This is a genomic window from Micromonospora sp. NBC_01796, from assembly GCF_035917455.1.
Lineage (GTDB): Bacteria > Actinomycetota > Actinomycetes > Mycobacteriales > Micromonosporaceae > Micromonospora_G.
On sequence record NZ_CP109078.1, the window covers coordinates 4,619,763 to 4,643,805 of the forward strand.

Annotated in this window: 17 protein-coding genes and 1 pseudogene; 8 read left to right on the top strand and 10 right to left on the bottom strand. The window is 69.1% G+C overall.

The window, feature by feature from the left end:
• The first annotated feature begins 136 nt into the window (after positions 1 to 136).
• Positions 137 to 6,658 carry a polymorphic toxin-type HINT domain-containing protein gene (locus tag OIE47_RS21360; protein ID WP_326556310.1) on the top strand — a complete coding sequence of 2,174 codons (6,522 nt, stop codon included), beginning with the start codon at positions 137 to 139 and terminating at the stop codon, positions 6,656 to 6,658.
• A 17-nt stretch (positions 6,659 to 6,675) separates the two neighbouring features.
• On the top strand, positions 6,676 to 7,383 hold the full coding sequence (locus OIE47_RS21365) for an SMI1/KNR4 family protein (protein ID WP_326556311.1): 708 nt from the start codon (positions 6,676 to 6,678) through the stop codon (positions 7,381 to 7,383).
• A 65-nt stretch (positions 7,384 to 7,448) separates the two neighbouring features.
• Here OIE47_RS21365 and OIE47_RS21370 read toward each other — a convergent pair whose 3' ends face one another.
• Together OIE47_RS21370 and OIE47_RS21375 are read right to left on the bottom strand one after the other, a co-directional pair.
• Entirely contained in the window at positions 7,449 to 8,699 is a 1,251-nt protein-coding gene (locus OIE47_RS21370) for a chitosanase (RefSeq protein WP_326556312.1), read from the bottom strand.
• Positions 8,700 to 8,914: 215 nt separating this feature from the next.
• Positions 8,915 to 10,342 carry a trypsin-like serine protease gene (locus tag OIE47_RS21375; RefSeq protein WP_326556313.1) on the bottom strand — a complete coding sequence of 476 codons (1,428 nt, stop codon included), beginning with the start codon at positions 10,340 to 10,342 and terminating at the stop codon, positions 8,915 to 8,917.
• Between the two features lie 133 nt (positions 10,343 to 10,475).
• On the opposite strand from OIE47_RS21375, the gene OIE47_RS21380 reads away from it, so the two are divergent.
• Genes OIE47_RS21380 through OIE47_RS21390 form a run of 3 tightly spaced genes read left to right on the top strand, consistent with a single transcriptional unit; the run spans position 10,476 to position 14,877 of the window.
• On the top strand, positions 10,476 to 13,217 hold the full coding sequence (locus OIE47_RS21380) for an AfsR/SARP family transcriptional regulator (RefSeq protein ID WP_326563190.1): 2,742 nt from the start codon (positions 10,476 to 10,478) through the stop codon (positions 13,215 to 13,217).
• Positions 13,218 to 13,276: 59 nt separating this feature from the next.
• The gene (locus OIE47_RS21385; RefSeq protein ID WP_326556314.1) at positions 13,277 to 13,819 is read left to right on the top strand and encodes an RNA polymerase sigma factor; all 543 of its coding nucleotides are present in this window, start codon (positions 13,277 to 13,279) and stop codon (positions 13,817 to 13,819) included.
• Between the two features lie 11 nt (positions 13,820 to 13,830).
• Entirely contained in the window at positions 13,831 to 14,877 is a 1,047-nt protein-coding gene (locus tag OIE47_RS21390; protein ID WP_326556315.1) for a CU044_5270 family protein, read from the top strand.
• A gap of 108 nt (positions 14,878 to 14,985) precedes the next feature.
• Here OIE47_RS21390 and OIE47_RS21395 read toward each other — a convergent pair whose 3' ends face one another.
• The 4 genes from OIE47_RS21395 to OIE47_RS21410 all read right to left on the bottom strand — a co-directional run bounded on the left by OIE47_RS21395 (position 14,986) and on the right by OIE47_RS21410 (position 17,411).
• Positions 14,986 to 16,095, bottom strand: a complete 1,110-nt coding sequence (locus OIE47_RS21395; protein ID WP_326556316.1) for a serine/threonine protein phosphatase — start codon at positions 16,093 to 16,095, stop codon at positions 14,986 to 14,988.
• Positions 16,096 to 16,183: 88 nt separating this feature from the next.
• Positions 16,184 to 16,372 carry a DUF397 domain-containing protein gene (locus OIE47_RS21400; protein WP_326556317.1) on the bottom strand — a complete coding sequence of 63 codons (189 nt, stop codon included), beginning with the start codon at positions 16,370 to 16,372 and terminating at the stop codon, positions 16,184 to 16,186.
• Between the two features lie 56 nt (positions 16,373 to 16,428).
• Positions 16,429 to 16,617: a DUF397 domain-containing protein gene (locus tag OIE47_RS21405; RefSeq protein WP_326556318.1), complete on the bottom strand. Its 189-nt coding sequence runs from the start codon at positions 16,615 to 16,617 to the stop codon at positions 16,429 to 16,431.
• Positions 16,608 to 17,411, bottom strand: coding sequence for a helix-turn-helix domain-containing protein (locus OIE47_RS21410; RefSeq protein WP_326556319.1), 804 nt, complete (start codon positions 17,409 to 17,411; stop codon positions 16,608 to 16,610). Before OIE47_RS21410 ends, OIE47_RS21405 begins: the two co-directional genes overlap by 10 nt.
• Positions 17,412 to 17,682: 271 nt before the next feature.
• Between OIE47_RS21410 and OIE47_RS21415 the strand changes: the two genes are divergently transcribed.
• The 3 genes and pseudogenes from OIE47_RS21415 to OIE47_RS21425 all read left to right on the top strand — a co-directional run.
• Positions 17,683 to 18,198 (top strand): DUF6328 family protein, encoded by a 516-nt coding sequence (locus tag OIE47_RS21415; RefSeq protein WP_326556320.1) that lies wholly within the window; start codon positions 17,683 to 17,685, stop codon positions 18,196 to 18,198.
• 618 nt (positions 18,199 to 18,816) lie between these two features.
• On the top strand, positions 18,817 to 19,125 hold the full coding sequence (locus OIE47_RS21420; protein WP_326556321.1) for a MerR family transcriptional regulator: 309 nt from the start codon (positions 18,817 to 18,819) through the stop codon (positions 19,123 to 19,125).
• A 158-nt stretch (positions 19,126 to 19,283) separates the two neighbouring features.
• Positions 19,284 to 21,281 (top strand): annotated as a pseudogene (locus OIE47_RS21425) (acyl-CoA dehydrogenase family protein); the annotation flags it as partial.
• A gap of 215 nt (positions 21,282 to 21,496) precedes the next feature.
• On the opposite strand, the gene OIE47_RS21430 reads toward OIE47_RS21425, so the two are convergent.
• The 4 genes from OIE47_RS21430 to OIE47_RS21445 form a co-directional block, all read right to left on the bottom strand.
• Positions 21,497 to 22,102 (bottom strand): hypothetical protein, encoded by a 606-nt coding sequence (locus tag OIE47_RS21430; protein WP_326556322.1) that lies wholly within the window; start codon positions 22,100 to 22,102, stop codon positions 21,497 to 21,499.
• A 58-nt stretch (positions 22,103 to 22,160) separates the two neighbouring features.
• Positions 22,161 to 23,150: a hypothetical protein gene (locus OIE47_RS21435; protein WP_326556323.1), complete on the bottom strand. Its 990-nt coding sequence runs from the start codon at positions 23,148 to 23,150 to the stop codon at positions 22,161 to 22,163.
• Positions 23,151 to 23,269: 119 nt separating this feature from the next.
• Positions 23,270 to 23,680 (bottom strand): Fur family transcriptional regulator, encoded by a 411-nt coding sequence (locus OIE47_RS21440; protein WP_326556324.1) that lies wholly within the window; start codon positions 23,678 to 23,680, stop codon positions 23,270 to 23,272.
• Between the two features lie 28 nt (positions 23,681 to 23,708).
• Complete coding sequence (locus OIE47_RS21445; protein ID WP_326556325.1) at positions 23,709 to 24,029, bottom strand: ArsR/SmtB family transcription factor; 321 nt, start codon at positions 24,027 to 24,029, stop codon at positions 23,709 to 23,711.
• Between the last annotated feature and the right edge of the window lie 14 nt (positions 24,030 to 24,043).

A 24,043-nucleotide genomic window follows, 5' to 3' on the forward strand; every position in this document is an offset into this window, starting at 1 on the left:
TCTCTATGGGTTTGTCGGCGGAATCTCCTGTCGCTTTGACGACCCCACCAAAACATTGACCAGCGCCTATTATCGGTCGGGTAAATGCCCGGTGATCTGAACCATCGGGCATGGCTTTCACGGGGAGGCTCCGATCGTGTTCAGTCGTACCCTGCTGTGGATTCCGCGCGCCCGATGGTTGGCGCTCCTCTGCATCCTGACCCTGGTCGTCACCTTGGCGCCGCCCGCGAAGGTGGCCCGCGCCCAGGTCGCGCCGGTTCCGACGGCCAGCCCCGGCCCCGGTCCGGTAGACCGGCCGCTGCCCGACTCGGTCCGGCCCGACAAGGAATTCCCGCCGGACAAACGCCCGCCCGTGGTGCCGCCGGGCACCGCCGCGCAGGGCGAGCCGAACCGGCTCTCGGCCGCCGAGTGGGCCCGGGTGCCCAAGCCGGGCGTCGCCCGCGCCGCCGCCGAGGACGAGGTCTTCGACAACCTGCTGCTCCGGTCCGGCTTCGCGCTCGGCGAGACCTCGGTCGTCGCCTACTTCGACGTGGCCGGCGAGGAACAGCCCTGGACCTCCTGGAAGGCGACGCTCTACGACGCCGAGTCCCGTACCGAACAGGCGTCGACCACGCTCGGCAAGGACGAGCTGGAGCGGGCCCGGTGCACCGGCCAGCGCCAGTACTGCCGGTCGTTCGGCACCAGGGAAGGCTGGGTGCTCGACCCGACCAAGGACTACTACCTCACCGCCACCGCGATCTTCGACGACGGCCGGGAAATCATCTCCGAGCCGTCGGACAACGCGAAGCCGCGTACGACCATCGAGCCGCCGGCCATCCCGGCCGGTCAGGCCGCCGGCTGCGGCTGTGGCAACGCGCTCGGCCTGACCGCCGCCAGTCAGGCGGTACGCGGCATCGGCGTGAACACCGCCACCGGCGCGTTCATCCGGGTCGAGCCGGACCTCGGCATGGCCTCGTTCGGCATCCCGTTCTCCTCGTCCCGTACCTATTCCTCGGCGAGCCCGGCCGGCGGTCCGTTCGGGCCCGGCTGGGCCTGGTCCTACGGGATGACCGTCACCGAGTCGGCCGACGGCGTGGTGGTCCGGGCCGAGGACGGCGCCGAGGCGCTCTACCGGCTCGACGGCGAGAGCTACCGGCGCCCGCCGGGCGTCCGGTCGAACCTGCGCCGGCTCGCGGACGGCTGGGAACTGGTCACACCCTCGCAGATCACCCACCGGTTCGACGCGCAGGGCCGGCTGGTCTCGATCGCGAACGCGCGTGGCATGGGAACGCGGCTCGCGTACACCGCGACCGGGGTGACCATCACGGACGCCTCCGGGCGCGAGGTGAAGGTCAAGGTGGACGCCGGCCTGATCCGGGAGATCCGGCTGCCGGACGGCCGCCAGACGGTCTACTACTACACCGGCACGGTGCTGACCGCGGTCAAGGACGCGCGCGGTTACCACTGGAAGTACACCTACGGTGCCAACGGGCTGCTGACCGAGGTCATGAACCCGCAGCGGATCGTCGAGCTGCGCAACGAGTACGGCGCCGACAACCGGATGGTGCGCCAGACCGACGCGCTCGGCAAGGCGACCACCTTCGAGTGGAAGGCGGCGGAACAGGAGGCGCTGACCGTCGACCCGGACGCGGTGAAGGTCTACGACGGCTACCGGGGCAACGTGCTGATCTACACCCAGCGCGGCAACGGCGACGCCGAGAACCACCGCTACGACGGCTCGCTCAACCGCCCGCTGGTGGTCAACGCCAAGCACAGCCAGCACGAGGCGACCTTCGACGACGCCGGCAACCGCATCTCGCAGACCGCGCCGAGATCGCTCAACTTCGGCACGAAGACGAAGTACGACGCCCGGAACAACCCGACCGAGCACACCGACGCCAACGGCAACGTCTGGACGGACACCTACAACGAGTTCGACGAGCTGGTCGAGAGCGTCGACGCCGAGAAGAACAAAATCACCTACGCGTACGACGAGCGCGGCCTGCTGGTCAGCCAGACCGACCAGCGCGGCAAGGTGACCCGGTACGAGAACCTGCCGGTGGGGGACCACAACTCGGGCCTGCTCAAGGCGGTTGTCTCGCCGGAGGGGCGCCGTTCCGAGGTCGGCTACGACCGGACCGGGCGGGGAATCCTGTCCGTCGATCCGCGCGGCACGGTCCGGCACGCCGACCGCGACGACTACACCACCCGGTACGAGTTCGACGCCCAGGACCGGCCCACCGTCGTGCACCAGCCGGGCAAGCGCGGGGTGGTGCGGACCAGCTACGACGAGGTTGGCCGGACCAGGACGCAGACGACCCAGCTCGACGCGCGCACCGAGTACCGCTACTTCGACAACGGGCTGCTCCGCTCGGTCAGCGACTCCCGGCGTACCACCTCGTACACCTACACCGACGCGGGGCGACGCGCCTCGGCGCGGGTGGAGATGAAGCACGAGCCGGACCTGGTCACCACGTACGCGTACAACGCGAAGGGGTTGCTGAACAAGGTCACCTCGCCGCGCGGCAACGTACCCGGGGCGAACCCGGCGGACTTCACCACGACCTACCACTACGACGCCAACGACAACCCGCTCCGGGTCGAGCGCCCGTATCCGGGGGGCCGCACGGTCAGCCGGGACATCAGCGTCGACGAGTTGGACCGGACCAGGACCAGGACCGACGAGCACAACAAGACCTCGCAGTTCGACCGGGACAACACCGGCAACGTCACCGCCGTCAGCGACAACCTGGGCCGGACCGCCCGGATGGAGTACGACCGGAACGGGCGCCAGACCTCGATCCGGGACGCGGGCACGAACACCTCGCGATTCGAGTACGACGAGGCCGGCAACAAGATCAAGCAGATAGCCGCCACCGGTGGCGTCAGCACCTGGGAGTACGACGGCGACGGTCTCCTCGTCGCCGCGACCGAGCCGCGCGGCAACGTCGAGGGTGCGGACAAGGAGCGGTTCACCAGCCACCACGAGTACGACCTGGCCGGTAACCGGGTCAAGAGCATCGACCCGCTGGACCACGTCACGTCCTACCGCTACGACGCGAACAGCCGGCTGGTCTCGGTCACCGACGCGAAGGACCGCACCACGCACTACACGTACCGGGAGGACGACCTTCCCCGTACGGTGCACACCCCGGACAGCCCGTACGACCCGCGCGAGCCGGCCGACCGGTCCACCGTCTACGACTACTACGAGGACGGCCTGCCCTCGTCCGTGCGGGACCCGAACGGCCACCGGACCTCGGTGGAGTACGACGAGGCCGGACGGGCGACCAGCAGCACGGACCCGCTCGGCCGGGTCACCGAGGTCAGTTACGACGCCGAGGGCAACCCGGTCTCCACCATCACCCTCGGAGAGCGTGAGCGCCTGTCACCGCAGGAGCGGGCCCGCCGGACCGCGGTGGACACCTACGACATCGTCGGCCGCCGGGAGACGCGGGCGCTCGGCAGCGAGGGGCCCAGGTACACCTGGGGCTACGACGCCAAGGACCGGACCACCGAGTACGGCGACCCGACCGGCGTACGCACCGTCGTCTACGACGACGAGGACCAGATCGACAAGGTGACCCGTAACGAACCCGCCACCAACCTGGTGGAGGAGTTCGACTACGACTACGACGTGCGGGGCAACATCACCCTGCGCGCCTACCCGGACGGCACCCGGATCACCGCCGACTACGACGGGGACAGCCGGATCACCTCGTTGACCGCCTCCGGTGGCTCGGCCGGCGCGGTCGCCTCCACCTGGCGGTTCGGCTACGACGTCGCCGGCCGCCGGACCAGCACCACGCTGCCGACGCCGACCGGGCTGATCGAGCAACGCGGGTACGACGACGCCGGTCGCCTGACCAGCATCGGCACCACCCGCGCCCCGGCACCCGAGCAGTTCACGCTGCCCGCCGCCGAATCGGGCGGTGCCGCCGCCGGTGACGACCGGCCGAAGCCACCGACCGACGTGACCGCACAGCCGGGCGCCGGCCTGGCGGTGGTCTCGTGGAAGCCGTCGAAGGAGCACGGGCACGACGACGTCGCCGGCTACACGGTCACCGCGCAGCCCGGCGGCAAGTCGGTCACCGTCGGCCCGACCGCGAGCAGCGCGATCGTCAACGGGCTCGACGCGGGTGTCGCGTACACCTTCACCGTCACTGCCCACGACCGGTACGGCGCCGGTGCGCCGTCCGTCGCCTCGGCCCCGGTGGTGCCGGTGGCGCTGCCCCAGGATCCGATCTCGGCCTACCAGCTCGACCTGGACGAGGTCGGCAACCCGACGAAGGTGGTGACCACGCGGGGCGGCGTTTCGGAGACGGTCGCCTACGCCTACGACAAGGTCGACCGGCTCACCTCGGCCTGTTACGCGGTCGACTCGTGCGGCGGCAGGACCAAGCCGGTCGGGCGGATCGACTACGAGTACGACCTGGTCGGCAACCGGACCAGCCAGAAGCGCACCGGGAACGCCGGTGACGACACCACCACCTACCAGTACGACGACGCCGACCAGCTCATCAAGCGGGTGCTCCGGGAGCCGAAGCACGTCACCACCACCGAGTACGCCTACGACCTGAACGGCAACCAGATTCGTTCCGGCACCGACAAGTTCGAGTACAACCTCGACAACTCGCTGGCCAAGGCGACGGTCAACGGCCGGGTGGCGACGTTCGCGTACGACGCCACCGGGTTGAGGTTGACCACCACCACCGATCCCGGCGAGCAGGCACAGACGCAACGCTGGTCGTGGGACGTCAACGGCACCCTGCCCCAGATCGCCGTCGACACGGTGACCAACTCCACCGGCCAGACGATCGAGAAGCGGGACTTCGTTTACGGCCCGGATGACGAACCGCTGGCACTGCTGGACGGGGCGGCCGGGGTGCATTCCTACACCCACGACTCGCTCGGTGGTGTGGCGAACATGCTTTCGCCGACCGGAACGCCGCTGGTCGGCTACGACTACGACCCGTTCGGCAACCCCCGTGCCGGCCCGACCCTGGCCGGTCAGGGCGGCCAGGAGCACTCGCCCAGCGGCTCGGGTGGGCAGGGGCCGGGCACCCAGGCGAGCGCCCCGGAGAACCCGATGCAGTTCGCCGGGGCCTACCAGGATTCCAGTTCCGGCAACGGCAACTACTACCTGCGGGCCCGGAACTACAACCCGGAGACCGGGAGGTTCTCCTCGGCCGACCCGATGCCCCAGGGGGGTGCGGCGACCTCGGCCTACACGTACGGGGACAACAACCCGACCTCGTACACCGACCCGACCGGGGCGACCCCGGAAGCGGCTGCCACCGGGGCGGGGGAGACCGGGCCGAGTCCGGAGGACGTGGCCAAGGCCCAGCAGTTGCAGAGCAAGAGTGTGTTGGACATCGTCCTGGAGGCCGGTGGCCAGATCCTGATGGAGTTCCTCGGGATCAACGACATTCTCAACTGCATCAAGGGTGACCTGGGCGCCTGCGTATCGATGGTGATCGGCGCGTTGCCCTGGGGCAAGATCTTCAAGGCGAAGAAGATCGCCGAGGCGATCTTCCGGGCCGGCAAGGCCGTCGTCACCTTCTTCCAGGAAATCAAGTGGGCCCGCGCCATTCTCCAGGGCGCGGAGCAGGCGGCTCAGGCTGCGAAGGCGGCTGCGGCGAGAGCGGCGGCAGAGGCTGCGGCGAAGGCGGCAGCGGCCAAGGCCGCAGCTGAGACGGCAGCCAGACGGGCCGCCGCCGCCGCTGCGGCCAAGGCGAAGGCAGCGGCGGCGAAGGCCAAGGCCGCGACGAAGAAGAAGCCGGACTGCAAGGACAGCTTCGTCGCCGGCACGCCCGTCGTGCTCGCGGACGGCAGTCGCGTGCCGATCGAGCGGGTGCGGTCTGGCGACACCGTGCTCGCCACCGACCCGGAGACCGGCCGGACCGAGGCACGGCAGGTGACCCACACCATCCGTACCGACGACGACAAGGCGTATGTCGAGGTCACCGTCAAGGGCGAGGATGGCAAGGGGCAGGCGCTCACCACCACCGACCACCATCCGTTCTGGTCGGTGACGCAGGGCCGCTGGGTGGAGGCCGGAGATCTACAGCCCGGGGAACTCTTGCGTACCTCCGCGGGCACCTACGCGCAGGTCGGTGCGATCCGGCACTACCAGGCAGAGCAGGTCACCTACAACCTGACCGTCGACGGCATCCACACGTACTATGTGGTCGCAGGCGACACGCCGGTCCTTGTGCACAACGTCGGGGGCCTGCCGTCCGCGCCAGGGCTCATCGACGTGGGCGTGAGTGGGCCGTCCTGCCCGCTGTCGACCCGCGGTGAGTACTACAACATGAGCACGGCCACGAAAAAGGGTAAGCCCGCTCTGACGCCGGACGAGGTGCAGAACCTGCACGACTACGCGCGGGGCTCGAATAGGTGGCTGGAGGCGAACGGCCCGCAGGTCGTGCAGTCGACCAGGTTGTTGCAGGCAGATATGCGCGCTGCCATCGAAGCGGAGCGGAGGACCAACCCCGGCAGTTATCCGGCGGGGTGGGTGCCGGGCCACATGCCGGACACGGGAGTGACTGGTATGGCGAATCCGCCGTCGTGGTTGCCCTCCCCATCGAGGGCAAATAGCATCGCGGGCGGCGGCCTCAGCTCCCGGATCGGGAAGACTCTGCGAGGCTTCCTCGTTGACGGCGTGTACATCACGTGATGCGGTGAGGGGATGCGATGAGCGGAGACGTTCTCCGACGTCTGCGAGGGTTGGAACTTGCAGATGTGGGACAGGCTCTAGACGATTCTGATCGAACGGAGACGCTCCTGGGAGAGCTGCCGAGCGTTTACGCGGCAGCTCTCCGCATCGCAAACGGATTCACGGTTCACAGCGGCATGAACCGCGTGTTCGGGATCCGTGCGGACCGGCACATGGATCTCCGGTCCTGGAACGAGGAGGAAGGATGGCGATTCGCCTGGGGTGGAAAGGCGGATCCCTCCTTCCTCATGTTCGGCGAGACTGCGTTCGGAGATCAGTACGCGCTGCGTTGGACCGGAAGTTCCTACGAAGACGTTGTCTACCTTCTTGATGTGAATCTTTTGAGTGTGCGGCCCATCTTCGACTCGTTTGCACACTTCTTGGATCAGGAGATCGTGCAGAATGCACTGAGTCCCTCCCATCCGGTGGCGGTGGCCTGTGTCGGCAAATTCGGCCGCGTGTCTCCTGACGAGAATGTTGTCCTTACTCCTTCCCTCCTGTTGGGCGGGTACGAGGATGTTTCGAACATGGTGAAGATCGAGAGTTACACGGCGATGATTTATGGAGGCGACATCTACACGGCAGTGGTGTCGGCACCCGACGAGGCCGCCGTCGTGGGCGTGGAGCCCTGGGTCGATGACGTCGGCCGGCAAAGATTGCGTGTCGTATTCGCGGAGGAAGCCTGAGCACCTACAGGTGGGGGTCGAGGCGAAAGCCTCGACCCCCATCCCGTTGGTGGCGCAGCAGGGCGCTAGCTGTTGATGGTGAAGGTGTCGCCGTAGACCTGCCAGGTCAGTGGCGTGTTCAGGTCGAGGTTGCCGTTGCGCAGGAAGACCCGTTGCGCGGTGTCGACCCGACTGGTGTCGCTGTGCGCCTCCTCGGTCTTCATCGCGGCCACCCGCGCGTCGAGGAACGCGTTGAGGTAGTCGACCTCGCTGCCGCCCTGTGCCGGCGTACGGGCGACCCGCATCGCGGCGGCACGGATGCCGCCGAAGCTGACCGCGCTGTTGCCGGGGCCGTGCATGACGATGGCGTCGTAGTAGGCGAACTGCCCGAGGGCGCGCAGCCCGTCCTGCTTGGCCTGGTTCACCGACGGGTTGAAGTAGGTCCCGTCCCGTTCGGCGTCCTGCGCCGCCTGGAACACCGGATCCTGGGCGGCGGTACGCCAGTCGGCGGGGAAGTTGGGGTCGAGCCCGGCGTGCGAGTCGGAGCCGTTCACGTTGCGCAGCGCCGGCAGGTACCTGGCGAGGACGTTGTTCGGGGACTGGTTGGTGTAGCGCTGCACCACCTGGAGCATGTCCCCGGTCCCGGAGCAGAAACCGATGATGCCGGCGGTGTACCCGCGCCCGTCCCGGATGTCCTCGATGTAGCGGTACTGCGCCCGCCAGTCCAGTGACGAGTTTTCCGCGCTGGACACCAGTTGCATGGCGATGTCCTTCTTGTGCGGGTCGGTCAGGTCCACCCGGCCGGGCGTGCTGGGTGTGGGGGTGGGCGTACCGCCGCCGGAGCCGGCGCCGTAGACGGTCAGTTCCCAGAGCGAGTAACCGTACGGGGTGCCCCGGCTGGTGCCGTACATCCGGAGGTAACGCCCGGTGCCGGTGAGCCCGGTCAGGTCGTCCACCCCGCCGTCGCCGCTGCTCGTGGAGTAGATGGTGGTCCAGGTCGTCCCGTCGGCCGAGGTCTGGATCTGGTACGCGCTGCCGTACGCGGCCTCCCAGTCCAGCTTGACGTGCGTGATCGTACGGGTCCCGCCGAGGTCTACCCGGAGCCACTGCGGGTCGACGCCCTCGGCGCTGGCCCATCGGGTGCCGGCGGACCCGTCGACCGCGTTGCCCGGTCCGAGGGTCGAGGTTTCCACCGACGAACTGGTGGTCGGGCGACCCTGGGAGAGCACGGTTTCGGCCGCGCTGGCGGAGTTGCCCCAGACCAGCGGCAGCGTGGCCGTCACCGCCACCGCAGCCGTGGCGGCGGCGAAACCGGCCGTTCTACGTGGACTTTTCACCTGATCTCCCCAAGAAAACTGTTAAGACTGTTTACATCTCGTAGGGAACCACTCCCGTCGATCCGGGTCAACCCACCAAAGCTGGACTTAATACTCGTACCCGGTCCCGGTGCGCCGCACGCGCCGGGCCCGGCGGCCCCGGAACGAACGCTGCCCCGGTCGATGACCGGGGCAGCGTTCCGCGGCGGGGTGGGCGCCACGCGGTTCAGTGGGTCTCAGTACCGCTTGATGATTCCCGGCAGGATCTTCTCGGCCAGCCGGATGTCGGTGAAGTACTCGCGGCAGGGTGACTCCAGGGCGCCGGTGTAGTGGTCGCCGCCACCGCCACCGCCGCCGCTGTGGATGCCCTTGGCGATGATCTTCCCGGCGGAGTTGATGGTGAAGATCGGGCCGCCGGAGTCACCGGGCGCGGTGCAGTGGCCGTGCTTGGTGCCCTTGGTCATGTTGCGGGCGACGGTCCCGTCGCTGTACTTGACCGTCACGTTGACCGAGGTCACCTTCCAGTCGCAGATGGTGCCCTTGGTGCTGCCGCCGGTGCAGTAGCGGTCCCCGGTCTTCGGGGCCCGCGACGAGATCCCGCCGACGACTCGACTCGTGTTGGAGGTCGGGCCGCCGGTGTACACCCGCGGGAAGGTCGAGTAGCCGCTGTTCATCTTGACCAGCGACAGGTCCCCGCTGTAGTACGACGCGCCGTTGATCTTCGTCGAGCCGCTGGCGTTCGCCCAGTTGTCGTCGATCACCTTGCCGACCGCGGACGAGTACCCGTTCATGTAGACGTTCTGGTTGAGGCTGGTGCAGTGCCCGGCGGTGATGAAGTACCGCTGGCCCTCGTGGGTCCAGGAGAACCCGATCGTGCAGCCGTCCGGGCCCATCCGCGCGCCACCGTAGAACGGGCTGGTGTCGTTGTGCCGGGCCTGGATCTCGCCCGCGTTCTCGCCGGGAGTGAGCCGCAGCGCCACCATCCGCGTTCCGTACCGCACGGCCAGGGCCAGACGCATGCCCTGGGTGACGCCGGATGCCTCGACCACCACCCGGTTGCCGGGTGCGTCGATGTAGGCGGAGTACATGTGCTCGGAACCGGCCAGGCCGGCGGACAGCACCTCGTCGCGCGCCGCGGCGAGCTGGGCGAGGCTGTACGTCACCCGCGGGGTCGCGGGGTAGTAGAGCACCGGGAAGGCCGGTACGTCGGCCGCGCGGGGTGCGGACAGCGGCGCCACGGCATCGGTCTCCTTGACCGACGACTCGCCCGGCACACTCTCGTCCACGCCCTGCTCGTCCGGATCGACCGACGGGACCGCGATGCTGCCGGCGGCGTAGGCCACCTTCGTCGGACTCGCCGTGGTGAGCACCGGGGCGGCCACCCGACCGGTCAGCGCGTCGTAGTAGGGCGGCGCGAGGTCGGTCGGATCGGCCTCGGCACGGGCCTCCGCCGTCTCCAGCGCGGCCGCGTCCCGCGCCGACAACTCGGTCAGCCCGTCGCCCGGGTCGGCGGTGAAGACCGCCACCGCGGTATCGGTGGCGGCGGCGTCCTCGGTCACCTCCGTGTCGGCGCTGGCCACCCCGGGCAGGGCTAGCACCACGCCGGACGCAAGCAGCCCGAGCACCAGGGCTCGGGCCATCGCCGGCCGCATTCGTACCCTCATACAGATTCCTCCCGTGGGGCGGGTCCACTTCGGACCGCCGTTGGTGACAGCATGCGGAGCGCCAGTGGGCCGGGAGTTGAACAGAATCTTGACAAGCAGGTGAGGGTCACGCAGGGTGCAAATCTTGAACGACGTGAATGTTCGTCTGCTCGGCAGTGCCGATGGTTCGATCCGACCGCAGCAACGCCTGGTGCTGGCCGCGCTCGCCGTCGACGCCGGCCGGCTGGTGCCCTGGGACGTCCTGGTCGACCGGGTCTGGGGCGAGGACCCACCGGCCCGGGCCCGGCAGACGTTGTACACCCACATCGCCAGGATCAGGAAGTCCGCGCCGGTGAGCCGGGTCGCCGGCGGCTACCTGCTCGACATCGACCCGGACCGGGTCGACCTGCACCTGTTCAGCCGCCTGGTCGAGCGGGCGAGATCGACACCGGTCGGATCCGGGCACGGAGGACCCGACGAACCCGAACGTGCCGACACACTGCGCCGCGCGCTGGAGTTGTGGCGCGGCGAGCCGCTGGCCGGGCTGCCCGGCGACTGGGCCGGGCGCACCCGTGAGCAGTGGCGGCAGCGCCACCTGGAGGCCGTCGCCGCCTGGGCACAGGCCGAACTGGACCGGGACAACCCGCAGCCGACCCTGCGTCCGCTGACCGCGCTCGTCGACGAGCACCCGCTGGTCGAACCACTGGTGGCAACACTCATCCGGGCACTGCACCGGGTCGGGCGTACCGCCCAGGCGCTGGAGCGGTACGTCGCGTACCGCCGCCGGCTCGCCGACGAACTCGGCATCGACCCCGGTACCGAAATGCTGGAACTGCACCGGCTGCTGGTGAGCGAACCGGCGCCGGCACCACCGGCGGACCGGGTGTTCGCCGAACCGGCCACCGTACCGGCGCAGTTGCCCGCGGCGGTCACCGGCTTCGTCGGACGGCACCGCCCCCTCGCCCGGCTCGACGCGCTCGCCGACACCCGCGCCGGGGTGGCGATCCTCATCGGCATGGCGGGGGTGGGCAAGACCGCACTTGCCGTGCACTGGGGCCGGGAGTCGCGGGCACGCTTCCCGGACGGGCAGCTCTACCTCAACCTGCGCGGCTTCGAAACGGACCAGACCGTGGTGCAGTCGTCGACCGCGCTGCGGATCCTGCTGGAGACGTTGGGCGTACCGGCGCAGCGCATCCCGGTCGAACCGCAGTCCCAGGTGGGGCTCTACCGGAGCCTGCTGGCGAACAAGCGGATGCTGGTGCTGCTCGACAACGTGCGCGATGTCGAACAGGTACGACTGCTGCTGCCCGGTACACCCGACTGCTTCGTCGTCATCACCAGCCGCGATCAGCTCACCGGGCTGATCGCGAAGATCGGTGCCCATCCCGTACCGCTGGAGCCGCTGGACCAGCAGGAGGCGCGCGACCTGCTGGCGGTACGCCTCGGCGAGCGGGTCGCCGCCCAACCCGAGGCGGTCGGGCGGATCGTGCAACGGTGTGCCCGGCTGCCGTTGGCGCTGGCGATAGCGGCAGCCCGCGCCGCCGTACAACCCGACCTGCCGCTCGCCGCGCTCGCCGACGACATGTACGCCGAGACCGTGCTCGACTCCTTCGCCGCCGATCCGGGCACCGACCTGCGGGCCACCTTCTCCTGGTCGTACCGGGGACTCGGTGCGCCGGCCGCCCGGATGTTCCGGTTGCTCGGGGCGCACGTCGGGCCGGACATCTCGCTGGCGCTGGCGGCGAGCATGGCCGGGGTCGGCCTGACCGACGCACAGCACCTGCTGCGGGAGCTGACCCGGGCCCAACTGCTGATGATCGCCTGCGCACCGCAGCGCTGGGTCTTCCACGACCTGCTCAAGGCGTACGCCGCCGAACTGCTCGACGACACCGAGCGGGCGTACGCCACCGTGCGCCTGCTTGACCACTGCCTGTACCACGCCCTGCGGGCCGCCGCCCGGCTCGAACCGAACCGGAAGCTGATCACCGTCGCACCGGTGTCGCCGACCCCGGCCGGACCGGCGCCGGCCAGCCTCGACACGGCCATGAGCTGGATGCAGGCCGAACATGCGGTGGTCGAGGCGGCGGTCGCACGGGCCGAACGCGACGGCTACGACACCCACGCCTGGCAGCTTGCCTGGACCCTGTTCACCTACCACCGGCGGCAGGGGATGGTTCGGGAGTGGGTGGACTGCCAGCGGACAGCGGTACGGGCCGCGGCCCGCGCCGGTGACCCGGTCGGGCAGGCGAACGCCCACTACCAGTTGGCCGCCGCGCAGTTCCGGTACGGCTGCCACGACTCGGCCGAGCAGAACGTACGGCAGGCACTGCGCCACTACGGCGACCTCGCCGACCACTACGGGCTCGCCAGCAGCCACTATCTGGTCACCAACCAACGGGAGGCGACCGGCGACTTCGCCGGGGCACTGGAGCACGCCGACGCGGTGTACCGGCACTACCGGTTGGCCGGGCATCTCGCCGGGCAGGGCCGGGCGCTCTGCGCCATGGGCTACTACCAGGCGAGACTGGGCCGGTACGAGGCCGGGCTGGTGCAGTGCCGTGCGGCGTTGACCCTGCTGCGCGAGGCGCGTGACGTCACCGGGGAGGCGTTCACCTGGCACAGCCTCGGCTACATCCACCAGCAGCGCGAGGAACCGGACGCGGCGGTGGCCGCGTACGGGACGGCGGTGACCATCCACCAGGAGCTCGACGACCGTAACAATCTCGCGCCGACGCTGGAACACCTGGGTGACGCGCAGTTGGCCGCCGGTGACCCGGTGGCGGCGGGGGTGAGTTGGCGGCGGGCGCTGGACCTGCTGACCGGGTTGGGGCGCGCCGACGCCAGCGGCCTGGCGGCAAAACTCGACCGGCTGACCGGTACGGCCATCCACCGGTAATCATCCCGACGGCGGCGACACAGGACAGGGTGAAGGTCGCCGACGAGTTGGGAGTTCGGATGGGTCCACCGCACAGACGAGACGAGAGCTGGTTCACCGGGATCTACACCGAGCACCACGCCCACATCGTCAGCTACGGGCAGCGGCGGCTCGGTGATCCCGAGGCGTCGGCCGAACTCGCCCAGGAGGTCTTCGTGATCGCCTGGCGGCGCCGCGCCGAGGTACCGGACCGCACCCTGCCCTGGCTGTACGGGGTGGCCCGGCGCCTGCTGGCCAACCACTGGCGGGCCCGGCGGGCCGCCCCCGACGTACTGCCGATCGGTGACCCGGAACGGCTCTGGGAACCGGTCCCGTCCGGACCCGAGGCGAGTGTCGCGGTCGCCGACATCCGTACCGCGCTGGCCACCCTCACCGACCTCGACCAGGAGATCCTCCGCCTGGTCGGCTGGGAGGAGCTGACCGTGTCCGAGGCCGCCCAGGTCCTCGGGTGCACCCGTACGACCGCCGCGGTGCGGTTGCATCGCGCCCGCAAGCGACTGACCGCCGCGATAACCACCTGTACGGCCCGTCCCGTGCAGCAGCCGGCGCCGGCCCGGTCCTGAGAGGAAGTCTGATGTTCGGAGAACAGCAAACCCGTACCCTGCTCGGACCGGCCGACCCGGTCCGGCCCGGCACCGTCGCGCCGCCCCGGCTCTCGGCGCACGACCTGATCATCCTCGCCGAGGCCGCGCCCGCACCGGTCGGTGACCGGCGCACCGCCCGCCCGACCCGGCGACTCGTCCTGTCGGCGGGCGCCGTGGTCGCGCTGGCCGCCGCCGGAACCGTCGTCTACACCTCCGACGACCGGAGAGTGCAGGTGCCGCACATCGTCGACCAGCCCGGAGGGGCCGACGCGGCGGGTCCGGTGGGTCCGGTGGATCCGGGGAGCCGGGTGCTGGTGCCGATCGCGTACCAGTTCGCCGAGAGCACCACCCCGGCCGCCGCCGAACTGCGCGCCCTCGCCGGACGCCTCGAAGACGCGCCGTACGAGAACAGCACCGGCAGGTACGCCTACCACTCCTCGAAGTCGTGGGGTGATCCGCTGATGGGCAACGGTCCCTATGTGATGGGGATGGTCAGCGAACTCAAAATCTGGCAGGCCGCAGACGGGTCCGGAAAGCAGATCCGGACCGAACTCGACCCGGAGTTTCCGGACGAGGCGTCCCGCGACTACTGGACCCGCAACCCCCCGCAGCCGAACAAGAAGTTCCCGGAGGCCGGCGGTGCCGACTCGCTGCCGCCGATCGAGATCCGGCCGCTGCCGGCGGACCGCGCGGGCCTGTCCGACCTGCTCAAGGTCGAGCACGGCGCCGGCGCCGTGAGCAAGGAGACCATGACCGTGTACGGGCGCTACGTCGTCCCGCGCCGGACCCGGGCGGAGATCCTGCGGGTGCTGGCCGACGTACCCGGTTTCCGGTGGCGCGGCGAGGTGACCGACCGGGTCGGACGGGCGGGACTGGCCATCACCTTCGACGACCGCGTACACGACCAGCAGCACCTCCTGATCTTCAACCCGAAGACCGGAGAACTCACCGCCCACGAACTCGTGCTGCTAGACCCGATGCAGATCACCAGCTACACAACCCTCCTCGACACCACCCGCACCAACACCCCCGGCTGACCCTCCCGTCCCACCCCTCCCGTCCCTCCCCGCCCGTCCTCGCCTCCCGGCCCTCCCCGCCCGTCCTCGCCTCGGCGATCTTGCAGTTGTGGTGCCTCATAAAAGTGGTTAATCCGGCATCCTGGGCGCCACAACTGCAAGATCAACGGGGGTCGAGGCGGGGGTGGGGAGGGTGCGGGTGATGGGGGTGGCGGGGTAGGGGGTGGTGCGGGTGGTGCCGTGGAGGTGCCAGTAGAAGTCGTTCAGGACGGCGGTGGTGGGGGCGTGGCGGCGGATGATGGCGGTGGCGGTTGGGGGGAGGTTCGCGGGTTGCTCGCCCTCGGCGTACCGGCGGACCAGTTCGTTGCGTTCGGCGGCGGTGAACCGGCCCTCGACGGTCGGGCCGACCAGGGCGGTGACCAGCCAGTTGACCAGCGTCGTCACCGCGTACGCGGCGTCGTGGCTCGCGTTCGTGACGAGGAAGTCCCGCTCGGCGGGGGACAGATCGAACCGGGGCGAGGTCGCCAGGCCGAAATCGGCGAGGTAGAGCCGCCGGCCGTCGGTGAGGATGTTGCGAAAGTGCGGGTCGAAGTGCACCAACCCGTTGCCGTTCATGAAGGCGACGTCGGCGACCAGGTTCCGTTCCACCATGACGCAGGCCGCCTCGACCGCGTCGCTGCCGAGGGCGACCTGTTCGGTCAGCCAGACGTCCAGCGTCTGCGGCAGGCGTTCGAGGAACAGCACCACGGTGGCGGTGGACCTGGCCGTCGCCAGCAGCCGCTCCCGTACGGCCGACGAACCGCCCCAGTACGCGACCGTCGCCTCCACGTCGAGGTGTTCCTCCGGCGTCGGCAACACCCCGGGCAGTACGCGCCAGTGGTACATCAGCGGGAAGCTCTCGCTCTGCCCGGCGAGCACCCAGTTCGTCGTCATGACGTTCGCGGCCAGTTCCCGCCACACGCCGAAGCTCGGGCCACCGACGCCGTACTGGTTGGCGGTGGGAAGTTGGAACATGTTCGCGGTGGACCTGACGTTGCCGGGCTGCCGTTCCAGGTCGGTCAGGGGTACGCGCTTCGCGAAGACCGGTACGCCCTCGACCTCCAGCGCCACCGCCGCGCCCCCGATACCGGAGACGATCGGCGGCGCCTCGTCCACCAGCCCGCCGAGTTGCCGGTCACCGAGCAGTGCCAGGGCGGTGGAGACGGCCGAATATCTGTGCAGCCGGGCGGAGTGGGACATGCCGGAAAGTCTATGGAGTCACATCGATCGACATTGGCCGGCGAATAAATCGGGCCAGCCCAGCGAGCGGGGGGAGAGACGAGTGTGGTCAGCGGCCCTTGACCGTGGTGACGAACGCCTGCCACGCCGTGGGGTCGAAGGTCAGAGCGGGCCCCTGGCGGTCCTTGCTGTCGCGTACGCCGACGATGCCGGGCAGGTTGTCGGCCACCTCGACGCAGGTGTCACCGCCGTTGGACGAGCGGGTGGACTTGCGCCAGGTCGCGCCGGTCAGCTCCATGTCTACGCCTCTCCCTTGATCAGGTTGGTGGACCGGTGGCCGGTGGGGCAGTGGTGTCAGCGTCCCTTGACCGTACGGACGAACGCCTGCCACGCCGTAGGTTCGAAGGTGAGCACGGGCCCCTGGCGGTCCTTGCTGTCGCGTACGCCGACGATGCCGGAGAGGTTGTCGGCCACCTCGATGCAGGTGTTGCCGCCGTTGGACGAGCGGGTGGACGTACGCCAGGTCGCGCCGGTCAGCTCCATGTCTGTGCCACTTCCTTGATCAGGTTGACAGATTGCCGGTGCGGCAATGCCTCGCCCCGAATACGCTCCCACGTCTCCTGGAGAGTCGCAATGTCGTTGGTGTGGCTGAAGACCTGGCCTCTGAGTTGGTTGTCCAGGTAGGCCACCCAGCTGCCGTCGTCGAATCCGGCGAGCAGGAACGGGCCGTTCAACCCGACGTGTACGCCGACCTCGTATGGCACCACGTGGATGTCGATGTGCGGCAGTTCGGTCAGGGCAACCAGGTGATCGAGTTGTTCGACCATTGCCTTTCTGTCGCCCACCCGCCGATGCAGGGTCGCTTCGTCCAGAACGGCGATGAGCTGGGCTGGCTCCTCGCGGGTCAGGATGGACTGCCGTTCCAGTCGCGCGGTGACCCGGCGGTCGACCTCCTCTGCCTTCAGTGGACGACCGGAGAGGATGACGGCGCGGGCGTACGCCTCGGTCTGGAGCAGGCCCGGCACCAGGTTCGGCTGGAACGTGCGGAAGAGCTTCGCCTCCTGCTCGGCCTCCCGCCAGGGGCGGAACCAGGTCGGCTCACCTTCTCGCAGGGCGATCTTCAAAAGCTGGACCAGTAGGCCGCCGGTTTGTAACACCTCGTCCACCCGCTTCAGGAGCGGGACGTCCGGCGGGCGGGTGCCCACCTCCGCCGCGCTGATCGACGAGGCCGAAAAGTTGATCTTTTTGCCGAACTCCTCCTGGTTCATCCCGGCGGTGGTACGCAGCCGGCGTAGCTGGAATCGGATCAGATCCATGGTCGGGGTGTCGGTTGTCATATCGCCTCCCGTGATTGCCGCCGGTATGGGGGACGACCGTAGTCGGGTGCTGCCCGAACGGGTGACCGACTGCCCGGTAGTCGACAAGGAAGTCCTCTGTTGGGGCAGGGCGGTGGCAGCGCGGTGGCAATGTGTGGCGTGGTTGTGGAACCGGTACGAAGTGGGCGGAGGCCCATGGGCTCCTCGTCCGTGAGTCCTGATCATGTTTGGTGCAAACCCCGGTCGGGCAAACCTGGCCGCAACCGAAACATGAACGAGAGGTGGCCCGAGGGTGTCCAAGGAGACCGAGAAGCAGCGCTGGCAGCGCAACTTCGCCGATCTGCTCCAGGAGTTGAGGGTCGCACAGACCGGCGTGCAGATCCTGTTCGCGTTCCTGCTCACGCTCCCGTTCAGCAACGGCTTCCCGGACACGAGCCAGTTCCAGAAGGACGTGTACGTGGTGGCGCTGCTCGCCGCCGCCGCCGCGACCGCGCTGATCATCTCGCCGGTTGCATTCCACCGGGCGTTGTTCCGTCAGGGTCGCAAGCCCGAACTGGTGCTCTTCGCGCACAGCATGGCCACCGGTGGGCTGGGCTTCATGCTGATCGCGATGGTCAGCTCGGTGCTGCTGATCACCGACTTCGTGTTGCCGCGACCGATCGCGTTCGTGCTGAGCGGGCTGACCGCGCTCTGGTTCCTGACCTTCTGGGCCGGGCTGCCGTACCTGCGGCGCAAGTGGGGCGAGGACGACGACGAGGACGAGGACGCGGCCGAGGACGACGAGCCGAGGGTGTTGCCGGGGAGCTGACCGGGGCCGAGACGTGGTTTCGGAGCGTCACCGGTCGATGTCGAAGAGTTGAGCCAGATTCACTAAAAAAACTATCGCGGTTGAGGTAGATATTCCTTGCCGGGCAGGGTAACGTTCCTGGTGTCGAGAGAGCACGATCAACAAAGACGCGGACGGACTGCCCGGGATGTGAGGACACGACCGGCAGAGAAGTTGGGGCCAGGCACCTGAAGAGGGCTCCGGCTTGATCGAGTGTCGTCGAAAGTGCATGGGGCCAGGTGGTTTGCTAGGGGCTCCGGCAGCGACAGACACCGCAGTGGTAGCAAGTAGCAGTAGCAAGGTAAGTGGAAGTAACGGTTAGTAGGAACAGCAAGGTAAGTAGAGGAATCAGAGGAAAGGGGAGGGAAAGACACCGTTGGATCGCCCGTCGGCGACGCTCTTGTGCGTCGGACGGACACCGTAGTCCCATCGGAACGAAAGGTGGTCTCCGGTCACGATTATGCGATCCTCGCACCGCCAGCCGCTTCAGACGGCCGGTGCGCACACGAGAGACCGGCGTCAGCGCCGGTAAATGGTGTTCAACCCAAGACCCTGGGCCCCGGTGCTTCGGCACCGGGGCCCTCGTGACGCGGAGGTGCAATGGGTCAAGACCCGAACACGACGTTCGACGACGAGCACTACCCCGCCTACACCATGGGCCGGGCCGCGGAGATGCTCGGGATCACCCCGGGATTCCTGCGCAGCCTGGACGAGGCGAAACTGATCGAACCCCAACGCTCGGCCGGCGGCCACCGCCGATACTCCCGTTACCAGTTGCGCCTCGCCGCCCGGGCGCGGGAACTGGTCGACCAGGGCACCGCCCTCGACGCGGCCTGCCGGATCATCATCCTCGAAGACCAGCTTGAGGAAGCGCTGCGGATCAACGAGGAGCTGCGCGGACGCGAGTGACCGACCCCGGTACGCCGACCGGTCGGCGTACCGGCACAGGTGCCGTTCGTTGCCGGAATCCTGGGGAGTGCACGAACCTACCGCTGGGTAACAGAGCGCAGTAGCGTTGTCCGTGCAGGGCAACGCGGGCTTGCACCGTACCTCGCTAGGGGGTTGCCATGACCACCACGCAGAACGACCGGCCGGCGGCGGACGGCACCGACGAACCGGGGCCGACCAGCTCGAAGGACGGAGCCGGACCACTGCCCAAGGAGGCCGGTCAGGTCTCCGAAAAGGAGGCCCGCCAGGTCGCCGAGGCGGCCCGGCAGACCGACTGGGGCAAACCGAGCTTCGGCAAGGAACTCTTCCTCGGCCGGTTCCGGCTCGACCTGATCGACCCGTGGCCGCGAACCGACCCGGACCGCGCCGGCAAGGCCGAGGAGTTCCTTGCCCGGCTCGACACCTACGTGCGCACCGAGGTCGACGGCGCCCGGATCGAACGCGACGCGAAGATCCCGGACGAGGTGTTCCACGGGCTGGCCCGGCTCGGCGCCTTCGGGATGAAAATCGACGAGGAGTACGGCGGCCTCGGGCTGTCGAACCTGCACTACTGCAGGGCCCTGACCCTCGCCGGGTCGGCCAGCCCGGCGATCGGGGCGCTGCTCTCCGCCCACCAGTCGATCGGTGTGCCGCAGCCGTTGAAGATGTTCGGTTCCGACGAGCAGAAGCAGCGTTTCCTGCCCCGGCTCGCCGCCGGTGAGGTCTCCGCCTTCCTGCTCACCGAGCCCGACGTCGGCTCCGACCCGGCCCGGGTCGGCACCACCGCCGAACCCACCGAGGACGGCACCGGGTACCGGCTCAACGGGGTCAAGCTCTGGGCCACCAACGGCACCGTCGCCACCCTGCTCGTGGTGATGGCCCGGGTCCCGGCCGCCGAGGGTCGGCGCGGCGGGATCACCGCGTTCGTGGTCGAGGGCGACTCGCCGGGCATCACCGTGGAACGACGCAACGAGTTCCTCGGCCTGCGCGGGCTGGAGAACAGCGTCACCCGGTTCCACGACGTCTTCGTGCCGAACGAGAACGTCATCGGCGCCGAGGGCAAGGGGCTGAAGATCGCCCTGACCACGCTCAACACCGGACGGCTGTCGCTGCCCGCGATGTGTGTCGGTGCCGCCAAGTGGTCGCTCAACGTGGCCCGCGAATGGTCCGCCGAGCGGATCCAGTGGGGGCGCCCGGTCGGGCAGCACGAGGCGGTGGCGAAGAAACTCTCCTTCATCGCCGCCAGCACGTACGGCCTGGAGACGATGCTCGACCTCTGCTGCCTGCTCGCCGACGACAACCGCAACGACATCCGGATCGAAGCGGCCCTGGTCAAGCTCTACGCCAGCGAGATCGCCTGGCAGATCGGCGACGAACTGGTCCAGATCCGGGGCGGGCGGGGTTACGAGACCGCGGACTCGATCGCCGCCCGAGGTGAACGCGCCGCCGGGGTCGAACAGCTCCTGCGCGACCTGCGGATCAACCGGATCTTCGAGGGCTCCACCGAGATCATGCACCTGCTGATCGCCCGCGAGGCGGTCGACGCCCACCTCGCCGTCGCCGGAGACATCATCGATCCCGACGCCGGACTCGGCCGCAAGGCCCGCGCCGCAGCCACCGCCGGAGCCTTCTACGCAAAATGGCTGCCGACGCTCACCGTCGGTCGCGGCCAGCAACCCACCTCGTACGCCGAGTTCGGCCCGTTGGCCCAGCACCTGCGTTACGTCGAGCGGTCCTCCCGGAAGCTGGCCCGGTCGACCTTCTACGCGATGTCCCGCTGGCAGGGCAAACTCGAACGCAAGCAGGCGTTCCTCGGCCGGATCGTGGACATCGGCGCGGAACTGTTCGCGATGGCGGCGGTCGCCGTCCGGGCCCGCGCCGAATCCGAGCAGCGCCCCGAGGGCGTCGAACTGGCCGACCTGTTCTGCCGCCAGGCCCGGTCCAGGGCCGAAATCCTTTTCCACACGCTCTGGGAGAACACCGACTCGGTCGACGCGGCGGCGGCCAAGCGGATCCTCGCCGGCCGGTACGCGTTCGTCGAGGACGGTGTGATCACCCCGGCCGCCGAGCGGGAGTGGGTCGCCGCCTGGGAGCCGGGCCCGTCGACCGTGCCGGACGTACGCCGCCGCATCCCACCGGACCCGTCCACTGCCGCCGCCCGGCCGGAGGCGGCGGATTCGTCACCAGACGATCAGGATGACCAGGGCGACCACGGCCAGGTTGAGCGGGATCAGGAGCAGGTAGGCGATCCGGGGGATGCCCCGACCCCGCTGGGCGGCCCAGAGCAGGGCAGCCGCGTAGAGCAGCAGAAGGACGCTCAGTAGGCCCAGCAGGATACGCACAGTTGTCGACTCTATCGACCGACACGCAGGCCGAGGCGCCTAAGTTCCAGGGCGGCCAGCGCATCGACGGTGGATTCGTCGCCGCGCCGCCACGCCTCGGCCACGTCCGGATCGATCTTCGTGAGCTGGCGCAGCGGCTGGTTGGTCAGCGCCCGCAGCGCCAGCAGGTCCCGTCCGGCCGGTGCGTTGCGCAACGAGGTCGCCGCGTTGGCCCGGCGGATCCACCGCAGCCGCAGCGGCAACCAGCCGAGCAGCACCAGGGCGAGCGGGAAGACGAGGGCGAGCAGGGCCAGCGTGAGAGCCAGGTCGGCGACCTGTTCCTGCTGGTTGTGACCGGCTTCGGCGAGCGACCGGGCGGCGTCGGCCGCCCGGTCGAACGGGCCGGTCAGGTCGTCGCCGACCAGTGGCGTACGACCGATCTTGTCGCTCGTCTCGGCGAAGTTCCGGGCCAGGTCGGTGCCGGCGCCCTCCAGTTTCTGGCCCGGAACGGCGAGCTTCTGGATCAGGTCGTGGAGCCACATCGAGAACCGGATCGACAGGTACACCCAGGCGATCACGAGGAGATCGGTGAAAACCTGCCGGGCGGCTTTGGGAAAACGGTCAGCGTAAATCTTCACGCCGGCCAGGGTGCCACGTTCGGGCGGAGTGCACGAGGTCCCGACGGACGCACCTGCGCTACGCCCAGGGGGCGGTGGGGTACCAGGGGATGATTTCCCGCCGGTCGAGCAGCCGTACGTCCCAGTAGAGGAAGGTGAAGACCCCGGCCACCAGCAGCGCGACCGCGGTGACCACGGTGATCCGGCGCGGGTTGACGGCGATCCACCGTTGCAACCGCCCACCGACCACGTACGTGAGGATCAGGAACAGGACCGCCATCACCACGACGTTGCCCAGCGACTGGAGGGTGAAGGCGGCGGCGCCGTACAGGGGGTTGCCGCTCTCGGCGGCGTCCCGGAACATCTGCCGGAACAGCGGGAACGGGCGTCCGATCAGGAATGCGCCGATCAGCACCCCCATGAACACCATCGGTGCGTTCGGAAAGCGCCGGGCGATCCGGGCGAACGGGTCGCGTACGACTCCGAGAGCCGCCAACCCGAGATAGGTCATCGCGAGTCCGACCAGCCCGAACACCACCATCGACTGGATGCTGCGCGGTGACAGTTCACCGACCGGATTCGGTGCGGTCGAGAACTGCGGCATGTCCGTGCCGACGAGTCCGACGACAACGCCGTACGGGATGGAGACGGCGAACATGCCGATGGCCAGCCAGCCCAGTGGCTTCAACGTCTGGCCGAGCCGCTGCCACCGGCCCCCGGTACCGCCGAGCAGCGGTGCCACCGCCCCGAACGCGGCGATGTTGCAGGCGGTGAACGTTCCGGCCAGCCCGGACACGAAGGCGAACGCGATACCGGCGGCGATGCCGGCGATCGGGGTCTCCTTGGCGTCGTGGCCCAGCAGGGTGTTGGCGACGTTGTCGCCGATGGTCGAGTCGACGAACTCCGCGGACCAGACCACGGTCAGCAGGAAACCGCCGAGCACGCTGAGCAGGATGATGAGTCCGCGTCGACGGGGGAAATACCCATTGACGAGGGTCGAGGTGGGGGCGGAGTCGGGAACTGCGGTGGAGGGGATGTGGACGAGATCCGGATCGCGGGTCTGACTCATGGCGGTCCTCCCGATTCGCAGCCGTGCCCGGGCGACGGCAAACATGCCGACCGAGTATCGAATCGGGATCGTCGCAGCGGCTACTCCGAGAGTGCTCAGATTCGTAACCGTGAATGGGTTCAGGCGGCGCAGTCCGGGCAGGTGCCGAAGATCTCCAGGGTGTGGCTGACGTCGGCGTACCCGTGTCTGGCGGCGACCCGGTCCGCCCAGTTCTCCACCGCCGGCCCCTCGATCTCGACCGTACGGCCACAGCCCCGGCAGACCAGGTGGTGGTGGTGCCCGTCGCTGCACCGCCGGTAGAGGTGCTCGCCGCCGGCCGGGCGCATCACGTCGATCTCACCGGCGTCGGCGAGCCCCTGCAACGTCCGGTAGACGGTGGTCAGACCGACCCGTTCGCCCCGGTCGCGCAGCATCCCGTGCAGGTCCTGGGCGCTGTGGAAGCCCGCCACCTCGGCCAGCAGGGCGCTCACCGCGCTGCGCTGCCGGGTGTTGCGTACGGCTGTGCCGGTCTCCGCCTCCGCGTCCACCATGATCCCCTCCAGCTCGCCGGCAGGTCGCTCAGCTCGCGGTCAGGCGGGCCGGTGCCGCCTCGCCCGCGTGGCTGACCGCGTCCGCGACGATGTGCGCGATGTGCTCGTCGACCAGGGCGTACGCGATCTCCCGGCCACGGCGTGAGCCGCGCACCACACCCGCCCCGCGCAGCACCCGCAGGTGCTGGGAGACCAGTGGCTGGGCCGCGCCGAGCTTCTCCACCAGCTCGTGCACGCAGCGCTCCCCGTCGGCCAGCTCCGTGACGATCGCGACCCGGATCGGGGCGGACAACGCGCGCAGCAGTTCACCCGCGCTCTCGTACACTTCGTATCCGCTTCCGCTCGTCACCCCGTAACGGTAAC

Bases quoted from the DNA above. Each gene is read 5' to 3' on its own strand.
- OIE47_RS21435 (WP_326556323.1), bottom strand. From the start codon at position 23,150: ATGAGTCAGACCCGCGATCCGGATCTCGTCCACATCCCCTCCACCGCA.
- OIE47_RS21395 (WP_326556316.1), bottom strand. From the start codon at position 16,095: ATGTCCCACTCCGCCCGGCTGCACAGATATTCGGCCGTCTCCACCGCC.
- OIE47_RS21440 (WP_326556324.1), bottom strand. From the start codon at position 23,680: ATGGTGGACGCGGAGGCGGAGACCGGCACAGCCGTACGCAACACCCGG.
- OIE47_RS21400 (WP_326556317.1), bottom strand. From the start codon at position 16,372: ATGGAGCTGACCGGCGCGACCTGGCGCAAGTCCACCCGCTCGTCCAAC.
- OIE47_RS21420 (WP_326556321.1), top strand. From the start codon at position 18,817: ATGGGTCAAGACCCGAACACGACGTTCGACGACGAGCACTACCCCGCC.
- OIE47_RS21385 (WP_326556314.1), top strand. From the start codon at position 13,277: ATGGGTCCACCGCACAGACGAGACGAGAGCTGGTTCACCGGGATCTAC.
- OIE47_RS21405 (WP_326556318.1), bottom strand. From the start codon at position 16,617: ATGGAGCTGACCGGCGCGACCTGGCGTACGTCCACCCGCTCGTCCAAC.
- OIE47_RS21365 (WP_326556311.1), top strand. From the start codon at position 6,676: ATGAGCGGAGACGTTCTCCGACGTCTGCGAGGGTTGGAACTTGCAGAT.
- OIE47_RS21390 (WP_326556315.1), top strand. From the start codon at position 13,831: ATGTTCGGAGAACAGCAAACCCGTACCCTGCTCGGACCGGCCGACCCG.
- OIE47_RS21375 (WP_326556313.1), bottom strand. From the start codon at position 10,342: ATGAGGGTACGAATGCGGCCGGCGATGGCCCGAGCCCTGGTGCTCGGG.
- OIE47_RS21410 (WP_326556319.1), bottom strand. From the start codon at position 17,411: ATGACAACCGACACCCCGACCATGGATCTGATCCGATTCCAGCTACGC.